Source organism: Streptomyces botrytidirepellens (assembly GCF_003721215.1).
Lineage (GTDB): Bacteria > Actinomycetota > Actinomycetes > Streptomycetales > Streptomycetaceae > Streptomyces > Streptomyces himastatinicus.
Genome location: NZ_RIBZ01000066.1, coordinates 1 through 22,804, shown reverse-complemented (window position 1 = coordinate 22,804; position 22,804 = coordinate 1). Strand labels below are relative to the sequence as shown.

At 68.9% G+C, this 22,804-nt stretch carries 21 protein-coding genes and 5 pseudogenes; 11 read left to right on the top strand and 15 right to left on the bottom strand.

All coding sequences use genetic code 11. The features are described from left to right. Nucleotides 1-86: 86 nt before the first annotated feature. Together EEJ42_RS04905 and EEJ42_RS04900 are read right to left on the bottom strand one after the other, a co-directional pair. Nucleotides 87-386, bottom strand: a complete 300-nt coding sequence (locus EEJ42_RS04905) for a hypothetical protein (RefSeq protein ID WP_246096056.1) — start codon at nt 384-386, stop codon at nt 87-89. 399 nt (nt 387-785) lie between these two features. Beyond that, on the bottom strand, nt 786-1,406 hold the full coding sequence (locus EEJ42_RS04900) for a hypothetical protein (RefSeq protein WP_123098765.1): 621 nt from the start codon (nt 1,404-1,406) through the stop codon (nt 786-788). A 58-nt stretch (nt 1,407-1,464) separates the two neighbouring features. On the opposite strand from EEJ42_RS04900, the gene EEJ42_RS04895 reads away from it, so the two are divergent. Continuing rightward, on the top strand, nt 1,465-2,178 hold the full coding sequence (locus EEJ42_RS04895; protein WP_123098764.1) for a ribonuclease H family protein: 714 nt from the start codon (nt 1,465-1,467) through the stop codon (nt 2,176-2,178). A gap of 51 nt (nt 2,179-2,229) precedes the next feature. Then, entirely contained in the window at nt 2,230-2,892 is a 663-nt protein-coding gene (locus EEJ42_RS04890; protein ID WP_123098763.1) for a ribonuclease FAU-1 family protein, read from the top strand. A gap of 128 nt (nt 2,893-3,020) precedes the next feature. On the opposite strand, the gene EEJ42_RS04885 is transcribed toward EEJ42_RS04890, so the two are convergent. Both EEJ42_RS04885 and EEJ42_RS04880 read right to left on the bottom strand, forming a co-directional pair. Then, nucleotides 3,021-3,239: an EF-hand domain-containing protein gene (locus EEJ42_RS04885; RefSeq protein ID WP_039940291.1), complete on the bottom strand. Its 219-nt coding sequence runs from the start codon at nt 3,237-3,239 to the stop codon at nt 3,021-3,023. 95 nt (nt 3,240-3,334) lie between these two features. Further along, nucleotides 3,335-3,733 (bottom strand): annotated as a pseudogene (locus EEJ42_RS04880) (winged helix-turn-helix transcriptional regulator). A 76-nt stretch (nt 3,734-3,809) separates the two neighbouring features. On the opposite strand from EEJ42_RS04880, the gene EEJ42_RS04875 reads away from it, so the two are divergent. Then, nucleotides 3,810-4,763, top strand: coding sequence for a zinc-binding dehydrogenase (locus EEJ42_RS04875; protein ID WP_184502940.1), 954 nt, complete (start codon nt 3,810-3,812; stop codon nt 4,761-4,763). A gap of 15 nt (nt 4,764-4,778) precedes the next feature. Here EEJ42_RS04875 and EEJ42_RS04870 read toward each other — a convergent pair. The 3 genes and pseudogenes from EEJ42_RS04870 to EEJ42_RS04860 form a co-directional block, all read right to left on the bottom strand. Beyond that, a pseudogene (locus EEJ42_RS04870) lies at nt 4,779-5,593 on the bottom strand (IS5 family transposase). A gap of 144 nt (nt 5,594-5,737) precedes the next feature. Next, on the bottom strand, nt 5,738-6,379 hold the full coding sequence (locus tag EEJ42_RS04865; RefSeq protein WP_123098787.1) for a nucleotidyltransferase domain-containing protein: 642 nt from the start codon (nt 6,377-6,379) through the stop codon (nt 5,738-5,740). 184 nt (nt 6,380-6,563) lie between these two features. After that, a pseudogene (locus EEJ42_RS04860) lies at nt 6,564-6,959 on the bottom strand (Lrp/AsnC family transcriptional regulator); the annotation flags it as partial. On the opposite strand from EEJ42_RS04860, the pseudogene EEJ42_RS04855 reads away from it, so the two are divergent. Next, nucleotides 6,904-7,356, top strand: a pseudogene (locus EEJ42_RS04855) (peptidase dimerization domain-containing protein); the annotation flags it as partial. The pseudogenes EEJ42_RS04860 and EEJ42_RS04855 sit on opposite strands and share 56 nt — an antisense overlap. Before the next feature lie 162 nt (nt 7,357-7,518). Beyond that, a complete protein-coding gene (locus EEJ42_RS04850; RefSeq protein ID WP_123098762.1) occupies nt 7,519-8,127 on the top strand; it encodes a DJ-1/PfpI family protein in 609 nt (202 codons plus the stop codon). Nucleotides 8,128-8,285: 158 nt separating this feature from the next. Here EEJ42_RS04850 and EEJ42_RS04845 read toward each other — a convergent pair whose 3' ends face one another. The 3 genes from EEJ42_RS04845 to EEJ42_RS53730 form a co-directional block, all read right to left on the bottom strand. After that, on the bottom strand, nt 8,286-8,807 hold the full coding sequence (locus EEJ42_RS04845) for a GNAT family N-acetyltransferase (RefSeq protein WP_123098761.1): 522 nt from the start codon (nt 8,805-8,807) through the stop codon (nt 8,286-8,288). 1,016 nt (nt 8,808-9,823) lie between these two features. Beyond that, entirely contained in the window at nt 9,824-10,660 is an 837-nt protein-coding gene (locus tag EEJ42_RS04835; RefSeq protein WP_123098759.1) for an SGNH/GDSL hydrolase family protein, read from the bottom strand. A 2-nt stretch (nt 10,661-10,662) separates the two neighbouring features. After that, a complete protein-coding gene (locus EEJ42_RS53730; protein ID WP_281291397.1) occupies nt 10,663-10,785 on the bottom strand; it encodes a hypothetical protein in 123 nt (40 codons plus the stop codon). Nucleotides 10,786-11,297: 512 nt separating this feature from the next. Here EEJ42_RS53730 and EEJ42_RS04820 point away from each other — a divergent pair. The 3 genes from EEJ42_RS04820 to EEJ42_RS04810 all read left to right on the top strand — a co-directional run bounded on the left by EEJ42_RS04820 (nt 11,298) and on the right by EEJ42_RS04810 (nt 15,883). Continuing rightward, complete coding sequence (locus tag EEJ42_RS04820; RefSeq protein ID WP_123098757.1) at nt 11,298-11,603, top strand: helix-turn-helix transcriptional regulator; 306 nt, start codon at nt 11,298-11,300, stop codon at nt 11,601-11,603. Between the two features lie 287 nt (nt 11,604-11,890). Next, complete coding sequence (locus EEJ42_RS04815; protein WP_123098756.1) at nt 11,891-14,323, top strand: Orn/Lys/Arg family decarboxylase; 2,433 nt, start codon at nt 11,891-11,893, stop codon at nt 14,321-14,323. A gap of 312 nt (nt 14,324-14,635) precedes the next feature. Continuing rightward, nucleotides 14,636-15,883 (top strand): MFS transporter, encoded by a 1,248-nt coding sequence (locus tag EEJ42_RS04810; RefSeq protein ID WP_123098755.1) that lies wholly within the window; start codon nt 14,636-14,638, stop codon nt 15,881-15,883. 229 nt (nt 15,884-16,112) lie between these two features. Here EEJ42_RS04810 and EEJ42_RS04805 read toward each other — a convergent pair whose 3' ends face one another. From EEJ42_RS04805 to EEJ42_RS04790, 3 genes are all read right to left on the bottom strand, one after another. Continuing rightward, the gene (locus EEJ42_RS04805; protein WP_123098754.1) at nt 16,113-16,457 is read right to left on the bottom strand and encodes a hypothetical protein; all 345 of its coding nucleotides are present in this window, start codon (nt 16,455-16,457) and stop codon (nt 16,113-16,115) included. 664 nt (nt 16,458-17,121) lie between these two features. After that, nucleotides 17,122-17,550, bottom strand: a complete 429-nt coding sequence (locus EEJ42_RS04795) for a peptidase inhibitor family I36 protein (protein ID WP_184502939.1) — start codon at nt 17,548-17,550, stop codon at nt 17,122-17,124. Between the two features lie 193 nt (nt 17,551-17,743). Beyond that, nucleotides 17,744-18,751 (bottom strand): helix-turn-helix domain-containing protein, encoded by a 1,008-nt coding sequence (locus EEJ42_RS04790; RefSeq protein WP_123098752.1) that lies wholly within the window; start codon nt 18,749-18,751, stop codon nt 17,744-17,746. Nucleotides 18,752-18,896: 145 nt separating this feature from the next. On the opposite strand from EEJ42_RS04790, the gene EEJ42_RS04785 reads away from it, so the two are divergent. Together EEJ42_RS04785 and EEJ42_RS04780 are read left to right on the top strand one after the other, a co-directional pair. Then, entirely contained in the window at nt 18,897-19,082 is a 186-nt protein-coding gene (locus tag EEJ42_RS04785) for a hypothetical protein (RefSeq protein ID WP_148081851.1), read from the top strand. After that, the gene (locus EEJ42_RS04780; protein ID WP_123098750.1) at nt 19,079-19,693 is read left to right on the top strand and encodes a dihydrofolate reductase family protein; all 615 of its coding nucleotides are present in this window, start codon (nt 19,079-19,081) and stop codon (nt 19,691-19,693) included. The genes EEJ42_RS04785 and EEJ42_RS04780 overlap by 4 nt, the downstream gene beginning before the upstream one ends. A gap of 93 nt (nt 19,694-19,786) precedes the next feature. Here EEJ42_RS04780 and EEJ42_RS04775 read toward each other — a convergent pair whose 3' ends face one another. Then, nucleotides 19,787-20,692 (bottom strand): NADP-dependent oxidoreductase, encoded by a 906-nt coding sequence (locus EEJ42_RS04775; RefSeq protein ID WP_123098749.1) that lies wholly within the window; start codon nt 20,690-20,692, stop codon nt 19,787-19,789. Between the two features lie 147 nt (nt 20,693-20,839). Here EEJ42_RS04775 and EEJ42_RS04770 point away from each other — a divergent pair, with 147 nt between their 5' ends. Then, the gene (locus EEJ42_RS04770; protein ID WP_123098748.1) at nt 20,840-21,211 is read left to right on the top strand and encodes a MerR family transcriptional regulator; all 372 of its coding nucleotides are present in this window, start codon (nt 20,840-20,842) and stop codon (nt 21,209-21,211) included. 3 nt (nt 21,212-21,214) lie between these two features. Here the strand turns inward: EEJ42_RS04770 and EEJ42_RS04765 are convergent. After that, nucleotides 21,215-21,988: pseudogene (locus tag EEJ42_RS04765) on the bottom strand (IS5 family transposase). Between the last annotated feature and the right edge of the window lie 816 nt (nt 21,989-22,804).

Here is a 22,804-nt window from a genome sequence, read left to right as displayed (position 1 = left end):
CGATGTCCCACAGCGCGTTTTGCAGGATGCGGGCAAGGGTCCAGGCGGTGGCCTTCCGGCACCACCCGCTTACAGGCCACCGCCGCCTACAGCTGATGAAGCCAAGCGTTGAGGAGCAACGCCGAACCGACCGCCACCACCGCCGACAAGAGAATCGGCCACGCAGGACGCCGTCCGACGGACACCAACCGCTCATGGGCCCGGTCGGCGGCCACCGTGCCGCGCAGCACTCCGAGCGCCGCCACCACAACAGGCACCGCGACCGCGGCATGGACCAGCCAGGCACCCACCAACGTGGGTCCACCCCAGGACCGCTGGTAATCGTGCGCGTCGACCAGCGGATACAGCAGTGCGTTGAAGAGCGCCTGTCCCGCCAACAGCGCCACAACCCATCCGAACACCCCTAACGCGATCCCACATCCACCCCGCACCACACGAGACCTCCGGGAGTGCCTGATCTCTCCCGCCAGCCTCCTGGCCGAAGCAGGAAGAAGGCACAGCCCTCTCCCTGCCTCCACCCATGCAGACACGCCCACCAGGCGGCCCAAGACTGAATCCGGAGTGGTTCGGCGCGCCCCGTGGCGCTGAGTGGTACCCATGCCGTCAGCGAACCACCTCGCGCATGCGGACCCCATCGTGCTGGCCCGAGAGATCGACCTCGGGCTATCCCCCTGGCGAACCCGTGCCGTACGCGGCGCGCCGGGGGCGGTGATGGTGCTGGCTGCGCGTCCTTACTCCTCGGGTCTCCACGCGACGCGCGAGGTGTAGTTCAGCTGGCTATGGGGTCAGGTTCTGGGTCGTACTTGGATTCCGGCTCGGTCGTATGCGCCGTAGGTGATCTGGTCTTCGGCGATGAGCAGTACCACCCAGGAGTTGCTCCGCTCCCACACCCGGTATGCGTGGAACGTCTCCTCATCGTCGGGGAGCTGGTAGGCGCCCTCGGGCAGCGGGTCGCCGAGGCGGGTGCGGAGCAGTTCGGACATGCGCTGGTACAGGGCGGCGAAGTCCTCGGCGGTGGCCTCGGGGTCCACATCCGGTCGGCTGTGGAAGGGGCCGAACTCGTTGTCCCATTCCCGCGGGTCCTCGGGAGCGGTGAAATAGGCGAAGGGGTGTTCCACGAAGCAGCCCGTCCGGCAGTCGGGGTGATCGCAGACGGCGGTGGGGTCCGGCTGTCGGAGGCATCCGGGAGCCTCTCCGAGGAGCAGCCACCAGTCGTCCACCAACTCCTCCCCGCTGATCCACCAGGGCTCCTCCCAGCCCACGCCCGGCGCATCGGGGTCCTGACCGTGACACCAGCCGTTGCGTGCGAAGGCGTCCTCGAATGCCTGTCGGCTCCAGGGCAGATCCGCGAGTTCGATCATGCGGTCCACCAGGGTGCCGTGGGAGGGCAGTAGCTGCATGGCCATGGACGGACGTTATCCGGCGGCCCGCACGCGTCATCGCCCACCCTGGCAGTATCGGGGTATGAGTGAACAGATCATTGCCGCGTGTGACGGGGCGTCCAAAGGGAACCCCGGCCCCGCGGCCTGGGCTTGGGTCATCGCGGACACGAGTGGCGAGGTTGGCCGCTGGGAGGCCGGGCCACTGGGCGCCGCAACCAACAATGTGGCTGAACTGACCGCATTGCAGGAGCTGTTGGAGGCAACCGACCCGGCCCTGCCTCTTCAGGTGCGGATGGACTCCCAGTACGCCATGAAGGCAGTCACCACATGGCTGCCCGGATGGCGACGGAAGGGATGGAAGACAGCTTCGGGCTCACCAGTGGCCAACCAGGGCCTCGTGATGCGCATCGACGAACTGCTGAAGGACCGCACAGTCGATTTCGTCTACGTCCCGGCCCACCAGGTCGACGGTGACCCGTTCAACGCGGCTGCGGACCGGGCCGCCAGCCACACCGCCCGCACACAGCAGGCCGCAGGAACCTCGCTCGGCTCCGCCCTGCCGCCGCCGGAGCCCCAGACAGCTCCCCGCTCAGCCGGCCGCAGCCGCCCGTCGGCGTCGCAGACGACCACCAAACGGCGAACGAAGGCCGCCCGCCCAAGCGGCGGCTCGATCAAGGCGAAATTCCCCGGCCGCTGCCGCTGCGGCCAGCCGTACGCCAAGGGGGAGCTCATCGCGAAGAACCCTGACGGCTGGGGCCACCCCACCTGCGTTACCGAGGCCAAGACGACTGGCTAGAGCACAGCACGCAACCGCTGCGGTGCGGTGGCGCCAGGAGACGGAGGGACGATGGGAAGCTTCGAGGTCGGGCAGACAGTCGTACGGCGCGACGTCTACCGGGGGCGGGTGTGGAGCGAGCAGGCGCTGCGGCTCATCTCCGACACCGACACGGCGCTGGTGACGGTCTGCTGCCCCGGAGCCGAGGCCCGGTGGCCGTCGCTGTACGCCCGGGCTCGGAGCACCGGCGAGCCGTCGGTGCGCACGGAGGCGTTCGAGGCGATGGCGGCGGGGGAGTGGGAGCTGGCGTCTGCGGTGTGGCAGGAGACGGTGCAGATGCTGTGGAAGCCGCCCGCGGCGTGGTTCAGCATCAACGCCTTCTACGCCCCTGACGGCGACGGGCAGCGGCTGCGGAACTGGTACGTGAATTTCGAGCACCCCACCCTCCGCACGGCCAACGGGTTCGACACCTTCGACCTGGCCGTGGATCTCGTCATCGACCCGGACCTCAGTAAGCTGCGGTGGAAGGACGAGGACGAGTACGCCCACATCCGGCGCCTCGGGGTCATTTCCGACACCGAGCACCAGGCGGTGGAACGCGCCCGGGCCCAGGTACTGGCCATGCTGGAAGACCGCACGGGGCCGTTCGCGGACGTCGGCCAGTGGGCGGCCTGGCGCTGGGACGCGTCCTGGCTGCCGCCCAGCCTTCCCGGTGACAGCCCGGGAACGCCCTGAGAGGCCTGTACGAGGCCCTGACGGCGGTGCCCACCGCCGTCAGGGTGCACGGCCGCGCCCGCATTCCACGCGATGGCGGGAAGGGGCCAGACCGCGTCCGACACGTGAACGTGCCGGACCCGGCTGTGTCAGCCATTCATGGCCGCCCAGAACTCCTCGAACGACATCTGGCGATCGCCGTTGGTGTCGAGCGAGTCGATCAGCTCCTGGGCCTGCGACTCGGTGATCTCCGAGCCCTCCAACTCCGCCACGACCTTACGGTATTCGTCCGCGGTGACCAGGCCGTCCCCGTCGACGTCGTAGCGCTCGAAGACCTTCCGCGCCGCCGTCTCCATGATGTCTGCCATGTGCTTCCGCCCTTCTGCGATCTTCGCTGACGGGCCCAGGTTATCCGTCGCCCCGCGGGCGCTGCCCACCCCGCCCAGGACCTGTCCGGGCTGGTTCAGTCGGCGTCAGGTTTCTGCTCCGCCGCGGTGTCGTAAGCGGCGCGGGCCTCGGCGATGGCGGACCGGTGGCGCTCGGCCCAGCCCACCAGGCCGGCCAGTGAGGCGTGTAGTTCTCGGGCCATGGGCGTGAGGCTGTACTCGACCTTGGGCGGCACGGTCGGATAGACGGTGCGGATGAGCAGCCCGTCCCGCTCCAGTCGGCGCAGGTTGAGGGTGAGCATTCACCGACTGATGCCGTTGATGGCGCGTTCGAGTTCGGTGAAGCGGACTGGGCCGTGGGCGGCGGCGATCAGGATCCCGATGCTCCACTTGCCCGCCACGCGGTCGAGCACCTCGGTCACCGGGCAGGCTTCGTCCTTGACCGCTTCTGCAACACGGGTGTGACTGCGTGACATAAATGTGCCTCCTTCCGCTGGGCAGCAAGGTTACCGATGATGACTGCTGTTACAAGTCGTGCACCAAGGGGGAAACGTGTCTGTTCGTGCTCTCGTCGTCGATCCGTCCGCACCCGCCGCTGTCCGCCTCGCCGAGGTTCCCGATCCCGTGCCCGGACCAGGCCAGGTCCTGGTGGACGTCTCCCATGCCTCCTTGAACTACGGCGATCTCAACGACGCTCGTTCCGGTCGGGTGCCCGTGGGTGCGGTGCTCGGTTCGGACGCCGCCGGGGTGGTGGTTCAGGCTGCCGCCGACGGAACCGGCCCGGCGGTGGGCGCCCGGGTTGTGGCCCTGACCTCGGGGGCGTTCGCTGAGCGCGTCGCTGTCGACGTGGGTGCGCTTGCCGAGGTGCCCAAGGTCCTGGACCTGGCGAAGGCGGTCGCCCTGCCGGTCGCCGGAGTGGCCGCGCTGCGCTCGCTGCGGGCCGCCGGGCTCGAGGCGGACAAGAGGGTGTTGGTCACCGGCGCCTCCGGCGGGGTCGGCAAGTTCGCCGTCCAGTTGGCGGCGCGGGCCGGTGCCCACGTGATCGCGTCCGTGGGCTCGACGGCCCGCGGGGAGGGGCTGGCCGACTTCGGCGCCGACGAGGTGCTGATCGGCCTGGACGGACTCGAGCAACCCGTCGACGTGGTCATCGACAGCGTCGGCGGCCCTCAACTCGTTGCGGCATGGAGCCTGCTCGCTCCCGGGGGCAGCGTGCAGAGCGTCGGCTGGACTTCCGGGGAGCCGGCGGTCTTCCCGCCGTACGCGACCGTCGGCCCGACCAAGTCGCTGATGTCCTTCGTCATCGAGGGCCATGTCGGCCCGGACCTTGCCGTTCTCACCGAGCTGGCCGCGGAGGGGGCCCTCACTGTCGAGATCGGCTGGCAGGGCTCCTGGGACCACTTCGCCGAGGCCGCCGAGGCGCTCCGCGGGCGCCGTGTCTCCGGAAAAGCGGTCCTGAAGATGTCACGCAGTGAGCGGCATGCGCCGACGCTTCCTCCGCAGGGCTAGGGGACGTCTTGTCGATCATGGTGTGAGCCAGATGAGTGTGCTGGCCAGGGTGAGGACTGCGTGGAAGCGGGAGGGCTGTTTCTCGTAGCGGGTGGCGATTCCGCGCCACTGCTTGAGTCGCTGGAAGCACCGTTCGACCACGTTGCGGCGCCGGTAGAGGGCCTTGTCGAAGCCGCACCGGGGCTCGCGGCGGCGGGCCCGGCCTGCGAGTTGGTCGACGCGTTCGGGGATGGTGGCCTTGATGCCTCGCCGTCGTAGGTAGGCGCGGAAGGTGCGGGGCGAGTAGCCCTTGTCGGCCACGACCCGCTCCGGCCGCAGACGTGGCCGCCCCGGTCCACCTCCGGCGATGCGGATCCGGTCGATCACGGCTTCGGCCTGGGTGCAGTCGTTGCGGGTGCCCGCGGTGACGAGGAATGCCAGGGGCCGGCCGCGTCCGTCGCAGGCGAGGTGGATCTTCGTGGTCAGCCCGCCGCGGGAGCGTCCGAGTCCACGCTGGTCGAGCCCCCTTTGGCAGCGGTGTGCTGATGGGCTCGCACGATGGTGGAGTCGAGGGCGACCAGCCAGTCCACTGCGGTGGTGCCCTGGGCCCTGGCCAGGAGGCGGTCGAGGGTCCCGTCGACAGCCCAGCGGGCAAAACGGCCGTGCACGGTCTGCCAGGGGCCGAACCGCTCGGGCAGGTCCCGCCAGGGCACACCGGTACGGAACTTGAACACGATGCCTTCCAGCACCTGGCGGTGATCACGCCACCGTCCACGGGCCCGGCCAGCCGACGGAAGCCACGGCGCAATCACCGCCCACGCGGCATCGGAGATCTCAGGCACATCCCTCATGACCATCCAACGAGCCGATGATCGGCGAGACACTGCCTAGGACGTCGATGGCGATCATGTGCGGGACCAGATAACGCTGCTGCCTTCACAGAGATTAAGGCGCGGGTGCAGTTCATCCGTGGCGTTCCACGGGCAGGGCCTGCGTCACTGCCTCCTCAATTTCGCCAGCCAGGGATGCTCGGGATGCACACGCGTCAGCCACCCGCTGAGAACAACGCGCCGCGCCTGGCTCAGCAGCGGCAGGACCCCGTCGAAGTCCGCCTGATCCTTGGGCCGTGCCGCCTTCGCTTTGAACAGCAGAACCAGCTCCGGCACCAAATAGGGGATGCCGTCCGTAGTACGTTCGATGATCGCGTCGTGCGGCAGCCGCAGGCGCTCGTCCCGACGGCAGATCCACGTCCCGCCCTCGTGCGGCTCGCGGAAGACATCGAACAGGAACTGTCCGCTCGCCGGATCCCGCAGCCAGGTCTGATGCGTGGCCGCGAGCGCCTCAGGTCCTGCATTCGCCCAGACCCGTCCCGAGCCCACCGCGTCGAACACGTACTCCGGGAAGCGGTCCCGAACCTCCGCGAACCCCGCCGCGGGCACCGCGATCTCCAGATCGCCGTGGTGCCGCGACTGCCCTCCGCGGAACAAATCCAGCGCCCAACCCGCCGCGATGCACCAGGGCGCACTGACGTCGCCCAACCGCTCCGCGACCTGTTCCGGCCGCCAGGCATCCGCCCACCGAGCGTCCAGTCCATCCGCATCAAGGACAGCGCCGCCGGGCGGCACAGCATCGGTCATCGGCACAACGTACTGCCTCAACTGGTGGTTCAGAGGAGGTACGAGGCCGAAACCGACAGCCTGGGCCAGGCTTCCGGCCTGCGGTGCCGCACTCCCGGCGAAGCCCGGTCCCTTGCAGGGGCGGGCACTTGCCCGGCGGGCCGCATCCTGCCGCGACGACAACCAAGTGGTCCGTTGGGGCTGTTTACAGCAGCGTCGGCGCGTGGAATTCGCCGAGGCCGGAGTCCAAGTCCCGGTCCAGCCAGTAGCGGCGCGGTTCAGCGAGCATGACGTCGACGCTGACGGCGAGGATGCCGGGGATCTTGGCCAGCTGGTTGTCGATGAAGAGCGCCAGGGCGGAGCGGTCGGTGACCAGGCCGATGGCGAGGACGGACATGTCGCTGGCGACGTGGGCGGCGAGCCGGGTCCGGGGGAGCTGGTCGATGCGGCGCATGACGTCGGGGGTGTCACCTGGGGCCACTCGCAGGTGGAGCATGAAGGGGGTCTGGAAGCCGACCCATTCCGACACGATCTCCAGGCGCGCTCGGGACGGGGCGAGCGCGATCACCGCGCTGTGCGAGTTCGTGGTCGCCGCCCCCGACAAGGGCACCACGATCAACAGCGGGCTCATCAAGGGCGGCTCCGCCACAAACGTCGCCGGGCAGGCCACCGCCAGCGTCGACATCCGCGTCAGCAGCGTGGCCGAACAGGTCCGTGTCGACCACGAACTGGACGCCATCCAGGTCAGCGACCCCCGCGTACGCATCGATATCGAACACACCTGGAACAGGCCGCCGATGACCCTCAATGCCGCCTCCGCCCCCCTGCTCGGCCTCGCCCGAGAGGTCGCCCGCGAGCAGGGCCGCGACGACCTGCCCGACGCCGCCGTCGGCGGCGCCGGCGACGGAGCCCACGCCCAGGGCGAGTTCATCTACCCCGACACCGTGCCCGCCCTGGTCGCGGGGCTGCTGGGACGACTGGCACAACCGCTGCGGGATCGAGAATGTCAGCACGTCGTCGGGACCGTAAGTACGGTACTCAGGCTGAGAGCTCGAAACGCAGAGCGGCGACAGGCATGCCACCAGCCGCTCATTGGCTCTCGAACCTGAATGGCACCTCCGGGAGACTGGAGACCTGATGCCGTATCTGAAGGAGTCGTGATGCAGGTAGCCGTGGTCACCTTCGACGGGTTCAACGAGCTCGACAGCTTCATCGCTTCTGCGCTGATCAACCGGCGCTGTAAGGACGGCTTGGAAGCCTTCATCACGACGCCGACGCCGGTGGTCACGTCGATGAATGGTGTCGAGGTGACGGGACAGCGTCCGATGGAGTTCGTGACCGAAGCCGACGTCGTGCTGATCGGTAGCGGGGTGAAGACGCGAGACGTGGTCGCCGACGACCGGCTGATCTCCGGGCTGCTACTCGACCCTTCGCGACAGCTGATCGGTGCGCAGTGCTCCGGCGCGCTGGTGCTCGCTCGGCTCGGGTTGCTGGAGGGGATGCCGGCGTGCACGGACATGAAGAGCCGGCCCTTTGTCGAAGCCTGCGATGTCACCGTGCTGGACACGCCGTTCCACGCCGAGGGGAACATCGCTACGGCGGGCGGTTGCCTGGCGTCCCAGTATCTCGCCACGTGGGTGATCACCCGAACGCTCGGGGAGGACGCCGCGCGCGAGGTCATCGACTACGTGGCTCCGGTCGGCGAAAACCAGGAGACTGTCGAGCGCGCCATGCGTGCCGTTCACACGCGTGAGATTGCACTACGCTGACGCCCCGCGGTCAGCCGTTCGGGACCGGGGCCCAGCTCCTCCGAAAACGATTCCTTCTCTCTTGACGCAGAGTTGCTGCCCGGAGAAGTCGAGAAACCTGAACCGGGGGGCATCTGACCGTCTGGCTGCCCCTGGGGCATCCGCCACCGTCCGAGGGCTCAAAGGTCCTTTCGCATCAGAACGCACATTGTCTCGTGGCGACGGATCGTCCCGTCAGGTCCTTCCTCGTCCCAGGCATCGGGCTTGCGGGCGTACGCGGCGTAGCCCAGACGTTCGTACAGGGCGCGAGCTCGAGGGTTGTTCTCCTCCACGGCGAGTTCGGCCCTGCGCCTGCCGCGGTTCCTGATCCTTTGCTCGGCGGTTTGGATCAGCAGCGTTCCCAGGCCGCGGGACTGGAGTGCCGGGAGGACAGCGAGCTGCCACAAGGTTCCGGATTCCTCGGAAGCCTGGTAGTCGATGCCGCCGATCGCCACCGGCAGATCCACAGGGGTGCATACAGCCAGGTAGTCCACCTCGCCGGCCGCGGCCCGCTCCAACGCGCGCTCTACTTGGCGCAGGTGGGCGGCTGAGCCCGACCAGGTGCATGACGGCAGGTCGCGGGGCACAAGGTCGCGCACGCTGACGGGAATGACGATGGTGGAACCGGTGTATTCGTGCGCAGTGGTCACGGCCGTGAGCATGCCAACTTGCGCAATGGCAGGGCAACGCATTTCTCCTGCCTGGACCACGTGCTCCGGCCCGGAGAGGACCGGCAACTGGCCGTGAAGAATGAATTCGGGGACGGCTCACCTGGACGGCCTCGGGCCGTGCGCTCCGTGCGGGCCCTGGTGTTGCGCCTGGCGCGGGAGAATCCTGACTCGGCAGCATCACCAACCGCTCCCGCTCCGACTCTCTGCGCGCTGGGCTGATCAGCCGGTTCGCCATCAGCACCGCGAGCGGTCCAGCGCGTCATCGTCCGCCTGGCCTCCAGCTGGCGCACCACCGCTGTCAACAAGGCCGTGCACCGCGGCTCCGGCACCCGCTCGATCGAGGCGTACGCAACCGCTCCAGCTCCGAGCCCCGTTTGCCCTCCGGCGGCCGCCAGCACGGCTCCAGCCCCAAGCCAGGTGTGGGCGGGACGCTGTCCTGAGGAGCGGTTCACGTACCGGGACTTCACCGACCGGCGGCGGGGCCAACCGGGTGCTGCTGCCGCGTGTCTCGGTTCTGGCCCGGCAGGTGTCGGAGGCCCGCGCAGGGGCCGAGCGGCGCGTGCACGAGCCGGTGGCCCGCGCGGCACACCGGGCCGATCCCACGCTCGCGTCGGCACGGCTGAGCGCTCTGACCAGTGGCTTCCGAGCTGTCTCAGGAACAGCCCCCGCACTGGTGTCTCCGTTCCGTGGTATTTCTTCGCGGGCTGGTACCGGAGTTCAACCAGGACGAGCCGCACCGGTACTTCCTCGGACCGGTCGAGTGTCAGCCGCCCGGGCGAGTCCTTCGGGCGGGTGGACGACGACCTTCACCGTCCCCCACCGGGCGGCCCGGGCACAGGTTGCCGCCACAAGCTGATCGTTCTGTCTCTTCCCGGCAGATGCCGCTTTCGCCAACCGCGTGACTGCGTCAAAGCGGAGGCGCCCTACAGGGGAAGCGGAGGACGAACGACTTTCAGGTCTCGACACGGTGCGGTGGGAGGGCATCCCTGGAATGGTCAGACCTCGGCCTACGGCTCGTTCTTTGTAGCGCCCTCGGTGGAGGACAGCCACTGAGCGGCGAGGTTGGTGACCATCGCGCCGCCGCGGTCGCTCAGGTGGATGTGGTCCACGAAGAGTTCGAGACCGTTGTCGCGAGCGACCTCGTCCGAGCTGTATCCGAGCAGGTAGTACTTCGTGGCCGCCAGGTAGGCCGTGGTGAAGCTGAAGTCGTAGGTGGGCCGGTGGTCCTGGTCTTGAAGGTGCTCGGTGAATCGCTCGTTCACGGGCACGTAGCCGACCGTGGCGCGGGTGGCGGTCTCCTTTATCGCGGCGTTGTAGTCGCGGAGCTTGTGGTTGATCTCGGAGTCGAGGTCTTCGCCCAGCGGGGGCAGGGACATCAGCGCGATGCGGGCGGAGGTCTTGTCCTTGATGCGGTCGATGATCGCGCCGAGGTTGTCCCGGTACTCCTCCAGGGGGACCCCGTCCCGGACGTCGTTGGTGCCGATGAGGAGGGTGACTGCATCCGGGTCGCACGCCACGATGTCGCTGTCGACGCGCCCGCGCAGGTCCGCGCTGGTGTTGCCGTTGTCGCCGGCGTTGATGAACTCGTATCCGCGGAACTCGGGCTTCTCTCGCAGGTCGCCGACCCAGTCCCGGCCGAGCGTGCCTTGGGTCATGCTCGCGCCGGCCGCAACAACTACCGGACCGCTGCCCTTCGGGCGACCGTCAGCGCATGCGTCGGCGGGTGGGTTGGCGGGTGAGCGTAAGAACGTCAGGTAGCCGACGGTGCCGGCGGCGCTCAGCCCGGTGAGGACCAACGTGCTCAGGGTGATGACGATCCGCTTCTTCGTGAACAGCTGGTTCATGGTCAGTATCCCAGGGCGATGGTGTGGCCGGCGGTGGCCGGGTCGGTCAGCGTGGCGAGGATGGCGTGGGCGAGGTCGGTTCGGCCCGAGCGCCGGCCGGCCCACCCGGCGGTGGCATCGGGCATCAAGTCAAGGGTGCAGAGAGGAGAGAGACCAGATGCGGACTCAGACGGCAGGCCGACCAGGCCCCAGCCGCCGCGGCGGTCTCCGTGATCACGTTGTCCCATTCGCGGAGGAGCGCGATGAACTCCCCGAAGGCGTCCGGGCGTCCGGCAGCCGTCCCTACCTTGGCGATGTCCGCGCTGTTCCGGATACGTGGTCCCATGTGACCGTGCAGTTCCCTCGTGGGCTGCTGCCACTGCCGGAGAAGACGGTGCAAGGCCTGTTCGCTGTCCCGATCAGCGGGGCGTAGCGGCATGGGCGCGGTGTTGGCCCGCTGGCTGACCGACCTCAGCGCACGCGCTGGCGAGTTCACCTCAGCCGACCCCCCACGCTCACCTCGGTCACGCTGGACCTCCTGGCGTCCGTACTCGCCCGCTGCCTGGAGGCTGGAGAGGAACTGACCCCAAAGACCCGCAGGACCGCCCTGAGGGCTCGCATCAACGCGTTCGTCGAACAACATCTCGCCGAACCGGGCATGACTCCCCAGGCGATCGCGGACGCCCACCACATCTCCCTGCGCCATCTCCAGCAGTTGCTCGCCGAGGACGACACGTCACCGGCGGCCTGGATACGCCACAGCCGTCTGGAACGCTGCCGCCTCGACCTGGCCAACCCCCGCCTGAACACCCGCCCGATCCAGGCCATCGCCGCCCGTTGGGGCTTCACCGACCCGACGCACTTCAGCTGCCTGTTCCGTGCCGCCCACGGGGTACCGCCGCGGGACTACAGAAATCTTCCGCCCGCGGCGTGCGCGAATCGTCAACCACCCTGCGCGAACTGACAAGGCCGCATGCTGTTGCCCTCGGCATTCTGGACGCCGAGCGGACGCGAGACACCGCTTTCTGGCCCGGGCGGTGCGCTTCGGCTGAACCCTTGCGGCGGGCGAAGAGTGGAGATGGTCCGTCCTCGCCACCCGCGGGCTCTCGGTCGCCGACGCCGCCTGGATACGTCCAGACAGTGCGGGGTGATTTTCCTTCTTTCGGGTGGTCTTCCCCGGCTGTGCCCCCATGCGTGGGTCCGTCCCCAGACACTCTTATGGACAGAGGGCGGCAGGTTGAGGAGGGGGATATGGCGGGCAACACCGTTCTGTTCGCGGTCCGGGAGCACCCCGGGGATGACACGGCCGGGGCCGAACAGCTGCGCAGGATCCGTGAGGCGGTCGAGGCAGCCGGGTTCGCGGTGCGGTGGGCCGGGACGGGCGCCGAGGCCCGGACGGTGCTGCGAACCGAGGCCGGTATGGCGGCGGCGTTGGTGGACTGGGAGCTTGATCCGAACGACGGGTCGGGCGGCGGGCCGGACGGCGAACCGGGCGGCGCCGCGGTGCTGCGCGACATCGCCCGGCGGTTCCAGGGCCTGCCGGTTTTCCTCATCGCGGCGGACGAAGGGTTCGAGGACCTGCCGCTGTGGGTGTCGGAGACGGTGGTCGGGTACGTGTGGCCGGAGGAGGACACCGCTGCCTTCATCGCCGGACGGATTGTCGGCGCTGCCCGCGCCTACCGCGAGGCCGTTCTGCCACCGTTCTTCAAGGCGCTGCGCCACTTCGACGATACGCACGAGTACTCCTGGCACACCCCGGCCCATGCCGGCGGCGTCGCCTTTCTGAAGTCACCGGTGGGCCGGATCTTCCACGACTACTTCGGGGAGCGGCTGTTCCGCAGCGATCTGTCCATCTCGGTCGAGGCGCTCGGCTCCCTGTTCGAGCACACAGGGCCCATCGGCGAGGCGGAGCGGAACGCGGCCCGGGTCTTCGGCGCCGACCTCACGTACTTCGTCCTCCACGGCGATTCGACCTGCGATCGCCTGGTCGGCCACTTCAGCGTGACGCGTGACGAGATCGCCCTCGTGGACCGGAACTGCCACAAGTCGGTACTGCACGGCCTGGTCATCTCCGGCTCGCGGCCGGTGTATTTGATCCCTACGCGCAATGGCTACGGTCTCGCCGGGCCGCTGCCCCCGGGCGAGATCCATCCGGATACCGTGACCGCCCGGATCGGCGGAAACCCCCTGGCGCGCGACGCGCTGTCGCCCGACGCCCAGTACGCGGTTTTCACCAACTCCACCTACGACGGCCTGTGTTACGACGCGGTCCAGGTCGCCCGAGCGTTCGCGGTCAGCACGCCCCGGGTCCACTTCGACGAGGCGTGGTTCGCCTACGCCCGCTTCCACCCCCTCTACGCCGGGCGCTACGGGATGTCGGTAGGACCCGACACCTTCCCCGGCCCGGATCGGCCCACCGTCTTCGCCACCCAGTCCACCCACAAGCTGCTGGCCGCGCTGTCGCAGAGCGCCATGGTGCACATCAAGCCCGCCCCGCGAGCCCCGGTGGAGCACGACCGGTTCAATGAGGTGCTGATGATGCACGGCACCACCTCCCCGCTGTATCCGATGATCGCCTCCCTGGACGTCGCCACTGCGATGATGGACGGGCCACAAGGCCACTGGCTGATCGACGAAGCGGTGACCGAGGCGGTCCGCTTCCGCCAGGCGGTGGTGCGGATCGGCCGTCGCATCAAGGCCGCCGGTGACCGTCCCGCCTGGTTCTTCGGGGTCTGGCAGCCGGAGACGGTGACCGACCCGTCCAGCGGCGAGCGGCTGCCCTTCGACGAGGCCCCGGCCGAGCTGCTGCGTACGGAGCCCTCGTGCTGGGAGCTGGAGCCCGAGGCGGATTGGCATGGGTTCCCCGGGCTCGGCCAGGGCTACTGCATGCTCGATCCCCTCAAGGTGACCGTGACCTGCCCGGGGACCAACGCGACGGGCCACATGGCCGATTGGGGCATTCCCGCCCGGATCCTCACGTCCTACCTGGCTACCCGGAACGTCGTGGTGGAGAAGACCGACAGCTACACCACCCTGGTCCTGTTCTCCATGGGCATCACCAAGGGCAAGTGGGGCACCCTCCTGGACGCCCTGATGGACTTCAAGTCCCTGTACGACGAGGACACGTCGCTCGACCGTGTCCTGCCCGAACTGGTCACCGTATATCCGAACCGCTATACCGGCGGAACACTGCGCGGTCTGTGCCAGGAGATGCACGACTATCTGCGCGAGGTGAGTCTGGTCCAGCTGCTCGACACCGCCTTCCAGGAGCTGCCGGAGCCGGTCGTCCCTCCGCAGCTCTGCTACCAGCGACTGATCCGCGGCGGCACGGAGCGGGTGCGGCTGGCCGACGCGGCGGGTCGGGTGGCTGCGGCCATGGTCACCGTCACACCGCCCGGAATCCCGGTGCTGATGCCGGGCGAGAGCATCGGCACCGGGAACGGTCCGCTGCTGCGCTATCTGACCGCCCTCGAGTCGTTCGACCGCCGCTTCCCCGGATTCCGCAGCGAGACCCACGGGGTGACCATCGACTCCGAAACAGGGGACTATCTGATCGAGTGTCTGTCCCGGGAGGAGGAAGCTCACCACAGTGCTCTGGGCGAGCCACGCAAGATCGTCGTCCCGGCCCCGGCTCCTGCCGAGCACGCCGTGCCCGCAGATACGGAAGGCCGGCCTCGACCCTGAGAGCGTGCTTCGCACGCGTCGTCGGCCCGCGCCCGGCCACGGGAACACCGCGCGGGCCGCGGAGTTGCCCGAGGCGCTGCGCACCCCTACCTCGCCACGCACCCGCACCAGTAACAGGTCACCGCAGCCGTCGATGTCGGCCCGTGGACGGAGCAGAAGATGGCCGCCGTACCGGCGCATCGCTCCGAGGCGGAGCGGGGGAGCCCTGCCAGGGGTGATCGCCGGCCTTGTGCCGGATGCGAGACGGCCGCGAATCCCCGATTCCCCTACGATGTTTGCGTGAACATCAGACGGGGCGGGGACACGCGGAGGATGCCCGCCGGGTTGGTCGCTCTGGCGGTAGGCAGTTTCGGGATCGGCCTGACCGAGTTCGTGATCGCGGGCCTGATGCCCCAGGTGAGCCGCGACCTGGACGTCTCCGAAGCCGCGGCCGGGTGGCTCATCTCGGGATACGCCCTGAGCGTCGCGATCGGCGCGATCCTGCTGACCGCCGCCACTACCCGCATCCACCGAAAGGCCGTCCTCGTCGGGTTGGTGGCGTTGTTCGTCCTCGGCAACCTGCTGTCCGCCGTGGCACCCACCTACGCCGTGGCGCTGCTGGGCCGTATCGTCGCCGCTCTGTGCCACGGCTCCTTCTTCGGTATCGGCTCGCTCGTCGCCCGCCGGATGGTCCCGCCGGAGCGGGCCTCCCGCGCGGTTGCCGTGATGTTCGCCGGGCTGACGGTCGCCAACGTGCTGGGCGTGCCGTTCGGCGCCCTGGTCGGCGAACGCTGGGGCTGGCGCGCCACGTTCTGGGCGATCACCGGGATCGGCGTGCTGGCCGTGGCGGCCATAGCCGTGTGGGTCCCGGCGCGAGCGGGCGCTGTCGACGAGGCCCACCGGACAGCCGGCCTGCGCCCCCAGCTACGCGCCTTCCGCTCCTGGCAGGTCTGGCTGACCCTCGCCGCCACCGCGCTCAGCTATGGCGGCATGTTCGGGGCGTTCAGCTACATCGCGTACACCTTCACCGAGGTCACGGGATTCTCCAGCGCCGATGTCGCCTGGCTGCTCGTCGTCTACGGCGGCGGCCTGGTCATCGGCAACGTCGCCGGAGGCCGGGCGGCCGACCGCAACCGCGACCGCACGCTGATCGTATCCCTGACGGGACTCGCCGCCACCCTTGTCGTGTTCGGGCTGCTGGCCGAGGGGCAGGTCGCGTCCGTGGTCCTGGTCTTCCTGATGGGCCTTTTCGGATTCGCCAGCGTCCCCGGCATGATCACCCGCGTCACGGACGCCGCCGGCGGCGCGCCGCTCGCCGCCAGCGCCAACGTCTCGGCCTCCAACGTCGGCAACGCCCTGGGCGCCTGGCTCGGCGGCCTCGCGATCAGCGCCGGCCTGGGCTACACCGCACCGCTGTACGTCGGCGCCGCGGTCGTGGCCCTCGGCCTCGCCGTGATGGTGGTCACCGCGCGCACCGGACCTGCCGCCTCATCCCCACCAACCGACCCTGACCAGGCGACTGCTCCCACCTGGCCGCCCCAGGAACCACGGCACACAACGACCCGAGGTGCCGGCAGGTGATGAACGCCTCCGCCCAGGGCCAGGTCCGCATGACCAGGTGCACCAGTACCCCGGGCGGTCCCGCCAGCCACCACTGACAGCCGATGGTCCCACGTTGAACGCTCGCTCACCGGAAAGGTGCCGTCGTGAGGTTGCCGGGCCCGGTGGGTTGGTTGCCAGGTCAGCGTCAGGTCGTGCAGTAGGCGATGCCGCGCATGGCGTTGTGCCAGCCGCGGCACCAGCTACGGACTCAGCCCTCCGCGTCGGAAAACCTCTGCGCGAGATCGCGGTGCTTGTCTGCGGCCAGCTTCCCCTGGGCAGGGCTGATGGTCGATCCAGCCATGCGGCTCAAGCGTTCGACCTCCTCCGAGAAGCGCAGGTGCTCGCGCCGCGCGTGCTCACGGCAGGCAAGGCAGGTGACGCGATCCGGGCGAGGAGAGGTCATCGCGTATGGCACCCGCAGCCCGCATCCAGTAGCGACGAGGCTGGGCAGGTCACCGGCCAGACCAAACGTGGATGCCAAAACGTTGCGGGTAGCGGCATCGCCGTGGACCACCATCGACTGAACGTGGATGTGCGGATCGTTCCCGCCCATGGATCCTCCCTGCCCCGGCGACTGGACTGACCGAGAGTGCTTTCGCCCGGCTGCATCGTGCAGGAAGAGTCTGCCATGTGCCCATGCCCCCCGCTTTCGTGACGAGGGTCTCCAGACAGCCGCCTCCCGGCTCGTGGTGTACACCTCAGCCGACGCACACCGGTGCGTCGACAAGGCCGCGGTCACCTATCGGGCTGGGCAGTGACGTCGCCATTTCGGTGCGAGGGCCCAACAGTCCGCCGTGCGCCGGGCTCCCGGTACGAGGTCCGGGGCGGGCGGTGGCGTTTGGCGCACAAGGCGATGCTGCCGAGGGACTGCGCGTCGGCGCGGAGGAAACGTCGTCGGTCGAAGGCCACCGGTGCTCCTGGGACGATGATGCGCAGGCGCGCGCGGACGCGGCATCGGATCGACTTGGATGAACCGCCGGGCCGCGCTCCTCACGTGTCGTTCATCGCCCTCCCGGGAACGCCGCGCGTCGGCCGCAGCCGACCGTGGCGAGCGCCAGAAGGCGAGAGCGATCATTCCACCCGGAAGATACGACGCGCCCACGCCTTCGACGACGACAGCCCCCAGGGCGCCACCCGCGAAGATGGCCAGGTTGAAGCCGCTGGTGGCGGGCGCACGACCGGTCGTGCGCCCGTCCGGCGGTACGAGCGGAACAGGCTCAGCAGGCCGCGTCGACGGAGCTCAGCTTGTTGTCGTGGGCAGGGTGGAGGTCGCCCTTGAACCACCCCGGCATGGTTCCCAGCCGCCCGGTGTAGGTGCCGTCGTAGAGGACGATGGGGGTCGGTGTCCTGTTCCAGGCCGAGGTCGCCTTGCCGTCGAGGTAGCCGGGGACATGGTGTCGACCGCAGCTGGGAACGACCCAGAGCAGCCCTTCACCCCCGTAGTGCTGGAAGAAGCACGTGCCCGCTCCACAGCGGTCGTAGGCGTCCTGCGCGATGACGTCGCCGCTGGTTCCAGTCACCCTGTACAGTCCCTCGACCCCGGCGACTTCGGTGAAGCGGGTCTCGGACGCGCTTGCGGCGTTCGGCCCGGCAAATGTCGCCGCGAGCGCGGCGACACCGGCGAGCCCAGTGAGCAGTTTCCGCACGGATCTTTCCCCCTTTGGTGAGGAGTGTTGTGCTGGAGGTGCTGATGTGGCACAGCAACTTGTTGTGATCAGTTGGCCAGGGGAGTGGAAGGGACGGGCGCCGCAGTACGGTGCCCGTCCCTTCATGTCCCCCCCTGGCCGTTCTCACATCGTGGCGTGCGCCGTCGGCGGCGAGTTGGCGATGCGTGCGGTGTTACTTGTCTCTTGGCGCGGCCTGCTGTGATGCGGTCAGACTGTGCAGTGCCGCCTGCCGGAGCTCTCTGGGCGCCACGCCATACGCGGCGCGGAACGCGCGGCTGAAGTCCGCCGGACGCAGAAACCCCCACCGGGCGGCGATGGCGCTGATCGAGCGCCACCGCAGCCCGAGGTCGGTGAGGTCGGCGTGACAGCGCTCCAGACGGCGCCGGCGGATCGAGGCCGCCACGGTCTCTCCCTGGTGCCGGAAGAGCGTGTGCAGGGAGCGCACGGAGATGTGATGGTGTGCCGCGACGTCCGCCGGCCTCAGGTCCGGATCACCGAGGTTGTGGTCGATGAAGGCGTTGACGCGGGCCAGCAGGGCCTGCTGACGGGTCTCGGCCGGAAGGTCGTCGTAGGCTCCGAGGTGCTGGGCCAGGCAGGCGCCCGCCAGGTCGAGCGTCATCGCCCCTAATCGGTTCAGATCACGCGGGTCGCAGTCGGGGCCGTAGGCGTCCAGTGTGGTCATGAACCGGGCAAGAATCGCTCCCATGCCGGTGCGGGTCGACAAGGGCTGGGCGACCAGCCGGTGGACCTTGTTCGGCGCAAGCGGAAGCTCCTCGCGCGGCAACTGCACGATGACCACCTGGGTATGGCGGCCGGCGTCGGGCACCTCGCCTTCGAACGGGTGCGAGAGATCGAAGAGCACCATGTCCCCGAGTACGAGTCCGGAGTCCTGACGCCGCTGGCTGATCCACAGGGGGGTGCCGGAGACGAAGGCCAGCTGGTACGTGCCCGGGTCGGCCCGCCGGATATCCGCCCAGGTGCGTCTCAAGTACGCGGGCGGGCTGTTGAACGCGGCCACCCGCACCGAGCCCAGGCCCAGCACCGAAGCCCACGCGGGGAAGCCCGCTACGCCGTTCGCGCTGCTGAGGGTGAGCGGCGCCAGCTCCCGGGAGACCAGCTCGCCCCAGAACGGCAATTGCTCCTCCGCGGGCAGTTCCTCGTTCGACACGTTCAGCCACATGGCACACCCCCGAAATCACCGCAGCGACGACCCTGCCGTCCCCCCATCCAACGATCGTCGGCCTTTGAAGCATCGGGGGCGGTTTCTCTGCGGTGGTGCGCGTCCCTTGGTGCGTTGGCGCTTGTTGATGTCGCTCGGTGCGTGGGTGGCACAGATCGCCGCCATCATCCTCGCCGCCCAGCTGCACACCGAGCGTTGCACCGGCCGCCCGATGTACGACTCGGCCATCGAGTGCGCCGCGCGGACCCGTTCCCGGTACCGATTCTTCTCCGGCACACGCTTCATGCTGAGCGATGAGTTTGGGCGGCGGTTCGGGTCTGCCCTGGCATGACTCGAATCATCGCTGACATCTCGGTCTCCCTCGACGGCTTCGTCACCGGGCCCGACCCCGGCCCGGACAACGGTCTGGGCACCGGCGGCGAGGCCCTGCACACCTGGGCGTTTTCCGATGACCCCGACGACCGCCGGGTCCTGCGTGAGGCGACCGCCCGCTCGGGCGCCGTCGTCCTCGGCCGCCGGCTCTTCGACGTCGTCGACGGGCCGAACGGCTGGGACGACAAGACCGGCTACGGCGCGGGCGAGGTCGGCAAGCCCGCGTTCGTTGTCGTGACGAGCTCGCCTCCGGAGTCGGTGCGGCTCACCGACCTCGACTGGACGTTCGTCACCACCGGCCTTCCCGACGCCGTCGCTGCCGCGCGAGAGTGCGCCGAGGTGGCGTCGTCGGACAGCGGCAAGGACCTCGACGTCGTCCTCATGGGCGGCGGCGCCACGATCGGCGCGGCGCTCGACGCCGGGCTGGTCGAGGAGCTGACGCTGCACCTCGCGCCCGTCGTGCTGGGCACCGGGACGCCCCTGTTCACCGGCGGAGCGCCGCGCATGCTGGTGCAGCGGAGCGTGACCCCGACATCGACCGTGACGCACCTGACCTACGACGTCCTCTAATCTCCGAGGTGGTTGGATCGCTCCAGGACCGGTGTTCCGGAGGTGCGGCTTCCCGCGGTCGAAGCTGCGGGAAGCCCTGAACGGTGGGCAGACTCAGATGCAGATCACGATCTTCCCCCGCGTGTGTCCGCGCTCGGCGTATGCGTGCGCTTCCGCGATCCGTTCGAGCGGGTAGGTCCGTTCGATGCGTGGTGTGTAGCGGCCTTGCCGGCCGAGTTCGCCCGCTGCGGCGAGGAGCGTGGAGTCGTTCTCCGCGTTGGCCAGATGTACGCCCAGGCGATGCGCGTTGGTGTGGTCGGCGATCGTCGACACGCGAGCGGGGTCGCCCACGATCGCGACGAGATCGGCCAGGGACCCGGAGGCCGCGGTGTCGAGCGCGATGTCGACACCGTCGGGAGCCAGGGTGGCGAGGCGCTCGGCGAGGCCGGTGCCGTAGGTGGTGGGAACGGCTCCGAGAGAGGTGAGGAACTCGTGGTTGCGCTCGCTGGCCGTCCCGATCACGGTGGCGCCCTGAGCCACCGCGATCTCGACCGCGGCACTGCCCACGCCTCCGGCGGCGCCCTCGACGAGAAGGGTGCGCCCCCGCAGGGAACCGAGCGCCTTCAGCCCGCCCATCGCGGTCACGGATGCCAGACCGGCGCCGGCGGCCTCCTCGTCGGTCCATGTGGTGGGCGCGTGGGCCCAGGCCGAGAGCACGGCCAGCTCCGCTGTCGCGCCGGTGACGCCGCCCAGCCCGAAGACACGGTCGCCGATGCTCACCCCCTGCACCCCCTTACCGGTCTCGTCGACCACGCCGACGGCCTCACGCCCAGGAATCGCGGGCAGGTCCACGGGGAGCACCTCGTGTACCGCACCGGAACGCACCTTCCAGTCGACGGGATTGACGCCGGCCGCCGCGACGCGGATGCGGATCTCGCCGGGCCCGGGATGTGGGTCCGACACCAGCTCGACCACAAGGGTCTCCACACCGCCGTACTCGTGATAGCGGACTGCGCGCATGAGGTTCTGCCTTTCCACGCGGCCGGGACCGGCCGTTTCATGGGATCAATGGGGTGAATGTCCGGCGAGCGCCGACGCCCTCTACGCTAGAACCTGACGTTCACGTCAGGTGCAAGTCGGGCGGGCCGCCCGAACGGAGGAGGACCGGTGCGCATCGGTGAGGTCGCCGACAAGGCGGGAGTGAGTGTCCGGGCGCTGAGCTACTACGAGGAACAGGATCTGCTCCATGCTTGCCGCAGCCCCGGCGGCCAGCGGCATTATCCCGACACCGCCGTCGGCCGAGTCCGGCTGATCCAACAGCTGTATGCCGCGGGCCTCCCGAGCAAAGTGGTCCGCCAAGTGCTGCCGTGCGTGGACTCGGGTGAAGGAAAAGCGCCCCGAGCACTCCTGGACCAGCTGGAGACCGAGCGTGTCCGCATCGACCAGCGGATCACCGACCTGTTCGCTGTGCGCGACCGACTCGACGACGTGATCGCCATCACGCGGGACCCTGATCCCGACTGCTCTCACATGCAGTGAGAACTACTCCCGCAACGACTTCAGACGTCGCCAGCAGATGAGTGCGCATCCGAGGGTGAGGAAGGCTTCGTGGATGTCGTCGCGTATCTCCCAGCGGACGCGCAGGCGGCGGAACCAGTGCAGGTGGGCGAAGGCGCGCTCCACGCCCCAGCGCTGGCTGCCCAGGCCGGAGCCGTGCTCGGTGCCGCGGCGGGCGATCAGCGGCTTCACACCGAGATCCCGGACCAGGCGGCGGTACTTGTCGTGGTCGTAGCCGCGGTCACCCAGCACAACGTCCGGTCGGCGCCGGGGCCGGCCGCGCTTGCCCCCGCACGGGCGGCACCGCTTGGAGCAGTGGGATCAGCTGGGTGACATCGTTGCGGTTGCCGCCGGTCACAGTGGCAGCGAGCGGGATGCCACTGGCGTCGGTGATCAGGTGATGCTTGCGGCCCGTCCTGCCCCGGTCGACAGGGCTTCGTCCAGTCTTGGCTCCCCCTTTAACGCCCGGATGTGGGAGCCGTCGACCGCGGCCCGGGAGAAGTCCAGGGCGTTCGCACCACGAAGTTCGACGAGCGGGACCTCGTGCAATCGTGGCCACACCCCGGCTTCGGTCCACTCGGCCAGGCGGCGCCAGCAGGTCATGCCCGAGCCGAAGCCGAGTTCCTGTGGCAGGTGTTCCCAGGCGATCCCGGTGTGCAGCACGAACAAGATGCCCTGGAACACCAGTTGGTCCGGATGCCGCTTGCGTCCCGGATGCCGGGTCCGACGCTCGACCTTCGGCAGCAGAGGCTCGATCAACGCTCACAACTCGTCATCGACTTCCCACGGCTTCGGCCGCCCCATTCCATACCTCCGGATCAGCAGTCCGGGACCGATCCAACCACCTCGAAGATCATTTCGTTAGGAGTTCTCAACGACCCACGAGGTACGCCCGCGCGGTGCGAGTTCCGCCGCAGCTCGCTCTATCAAGTGATCTTCCAGGCATTCATCGAACGTTGCTCTGGCGGGCCCCTGTAGCCATGGGGGCTGCGCCGGTCGAACAGGAAGGTCAACCATGCGGATGCATCGTCAGAATGCTGGCGCGCAATAATGCTGCGCCCACCTCAGACGAATTATTGAAGCGGGGCCTTCACCGCGATCGCAGGCAAGAGCACAGGAAACGGAACGCGAGTCCCGTCCATTTCTCCTATCCGCTGGATGCGGATACGAGTAGACGTGCCCCGCTCGGGGGTCACCTGCGCCTTATCCGACGCAGGAGCCGTGTCCTTTTGCTGCCTGTTGCTTTCCCGGGAAGCGGTCGGAGTCCCTGATGGCGTAGGCGTCGCTGCCTCGCTGGATGATCATCACGGGTTTGTTCATGCACGTTGCGGCGACGACGGCGTCGACGGTGCTGTGATACACGGTTTCACTGATTTGGTTCTCGGCGCGGCCGCCCTGGGGCGGACCGGGGGCCGGGCGGGGTCGGGGACCCGTTGTTGTCCCGTGTTCGTCGCGCGTGCATCGGTCTTCGTCTCTCCTCGATCCGGTGCGTTCCGCCATAGCGTCGTTGCGGTGAGCCTTTGGACCTCTCTGGAACCCGCCTCGACCACCGTGGACCCCGGCGGCTCGGCCACC

Bases quoted from the DNA above. Each gene is read 5' to 3' on its own strand.
- EEJ42_RS04900 (WP_123098765.1), bottom strand. From the start codon at position 1,406: ATGGCCATGCAGCTACTGCCCTCCCACGGCACCCTGGTGGACCGCATG.
- EEJ42_RS04895 (WP_123098764.1), top strand. From the start codon at position 1,465: ATGAGTGAACAGATCATTGCCGCGTGTGACGGGGCGTCCAAAGGGAAC.
- EEJ42_RS04890 (WP_123098763.1), top strand. From the start codon at position 2,230: ATGGGAAGCTTCGAGGTCGGGCAGACAGTCGTACGGCGCGACGTCTAC.
- EEJ42_RS04885 (WP_039940291.1), bottom strand. From the start codon at position 3,239: ATGGCAGACATCATGGAGACGGCGGCGCGGAAGGTCTTCGAGCGCTAC.
- EEJ42_RS04865 (WP_123098787.1), bottom strand. From the start codon at position 6,379: ATGACCGATGCTGTGCCGCCCGGCGGCGCTGTCCTTGATGCGGATGGA.
- EEJ42_RS04850 (WP_123098762.1), top strand. From the start codon at position 7,519: ATGCAGGTAGCCGTGGTCACCTTCGACGGGTTCAACGAGCTCGACAGC.
- EEJ42_RS04845 (WP_123098761.1), bottom strand. From the start codon at position 8,807: ATGCTCACGGCCGTGACCACTGCGCACGAATACACCGGTTCCACCATC.
- EEJ42_RS04835 (WP_123098759.1), bottom strand. From the start codon at position 10,660: ATGAACCAGCTGTTCACGAAGAAGCGGATCGTCATCACCCTGAGCACG.
- EEJ42_RS53730 (WP_281291397.1), bottom strand. From the start codon at position 10,785: ATGCCCGATGCCACCGCCGGGTGGGCCGGCCGGCGCTCGGGCCGAACC.
- EEJ42_RS04820 (WP_123098757.1), top strand. From the start codon at position 11,298: ATGACTCCCCAGGCGATCGCGGACGCCCACCACATCTCCCTGCGCCAT.
- EEJ42_RS04815 (WP_123098756.1), top strand. From the start codon at position 11,891: ATGGCGGGCAACACCGTTCTGTTCGCGGTCCGGGAGCACCCCGGGGAT.
- EEJ42_RS04810 (WP_123098755.1), top strand. From the start codon at position 14,636: ATGCCCGCCGGGTTGGTCGCTCTGGCGGTAGGCAGTTTCGGGATCGGC.
- EEJ42_RS04805 (WP_123098754.1), bottom strand. From the start codon at position 16,457: ATGGGCGGGAACGATCCGCACATCCACGTTCAGTCGATGGTGGTCCAC.
- EEJ42_RS04790 (WP_123098752.1), bottom strand. From the start codon at position 18,751: ATGTGGCTGAACGTGTCGAACGAGGAACTGCCCGCGGAGGAGCAATTG.
- EEJ42_RS04780 (WP_123098750.1), top strand. From the start codon at position 19,079: ATGACTCGAATCATCGCTGACATCTCGGTCTCCCTCGACGGCTTCGTC.
- EEJ42_RS04775 (WP_123098749.1), bottom strand. From the start codon at position 20,692: ATGCGCGCAGTCCGCTATCACGAGTACGGCGGTGTGGAGACCCTTGTG.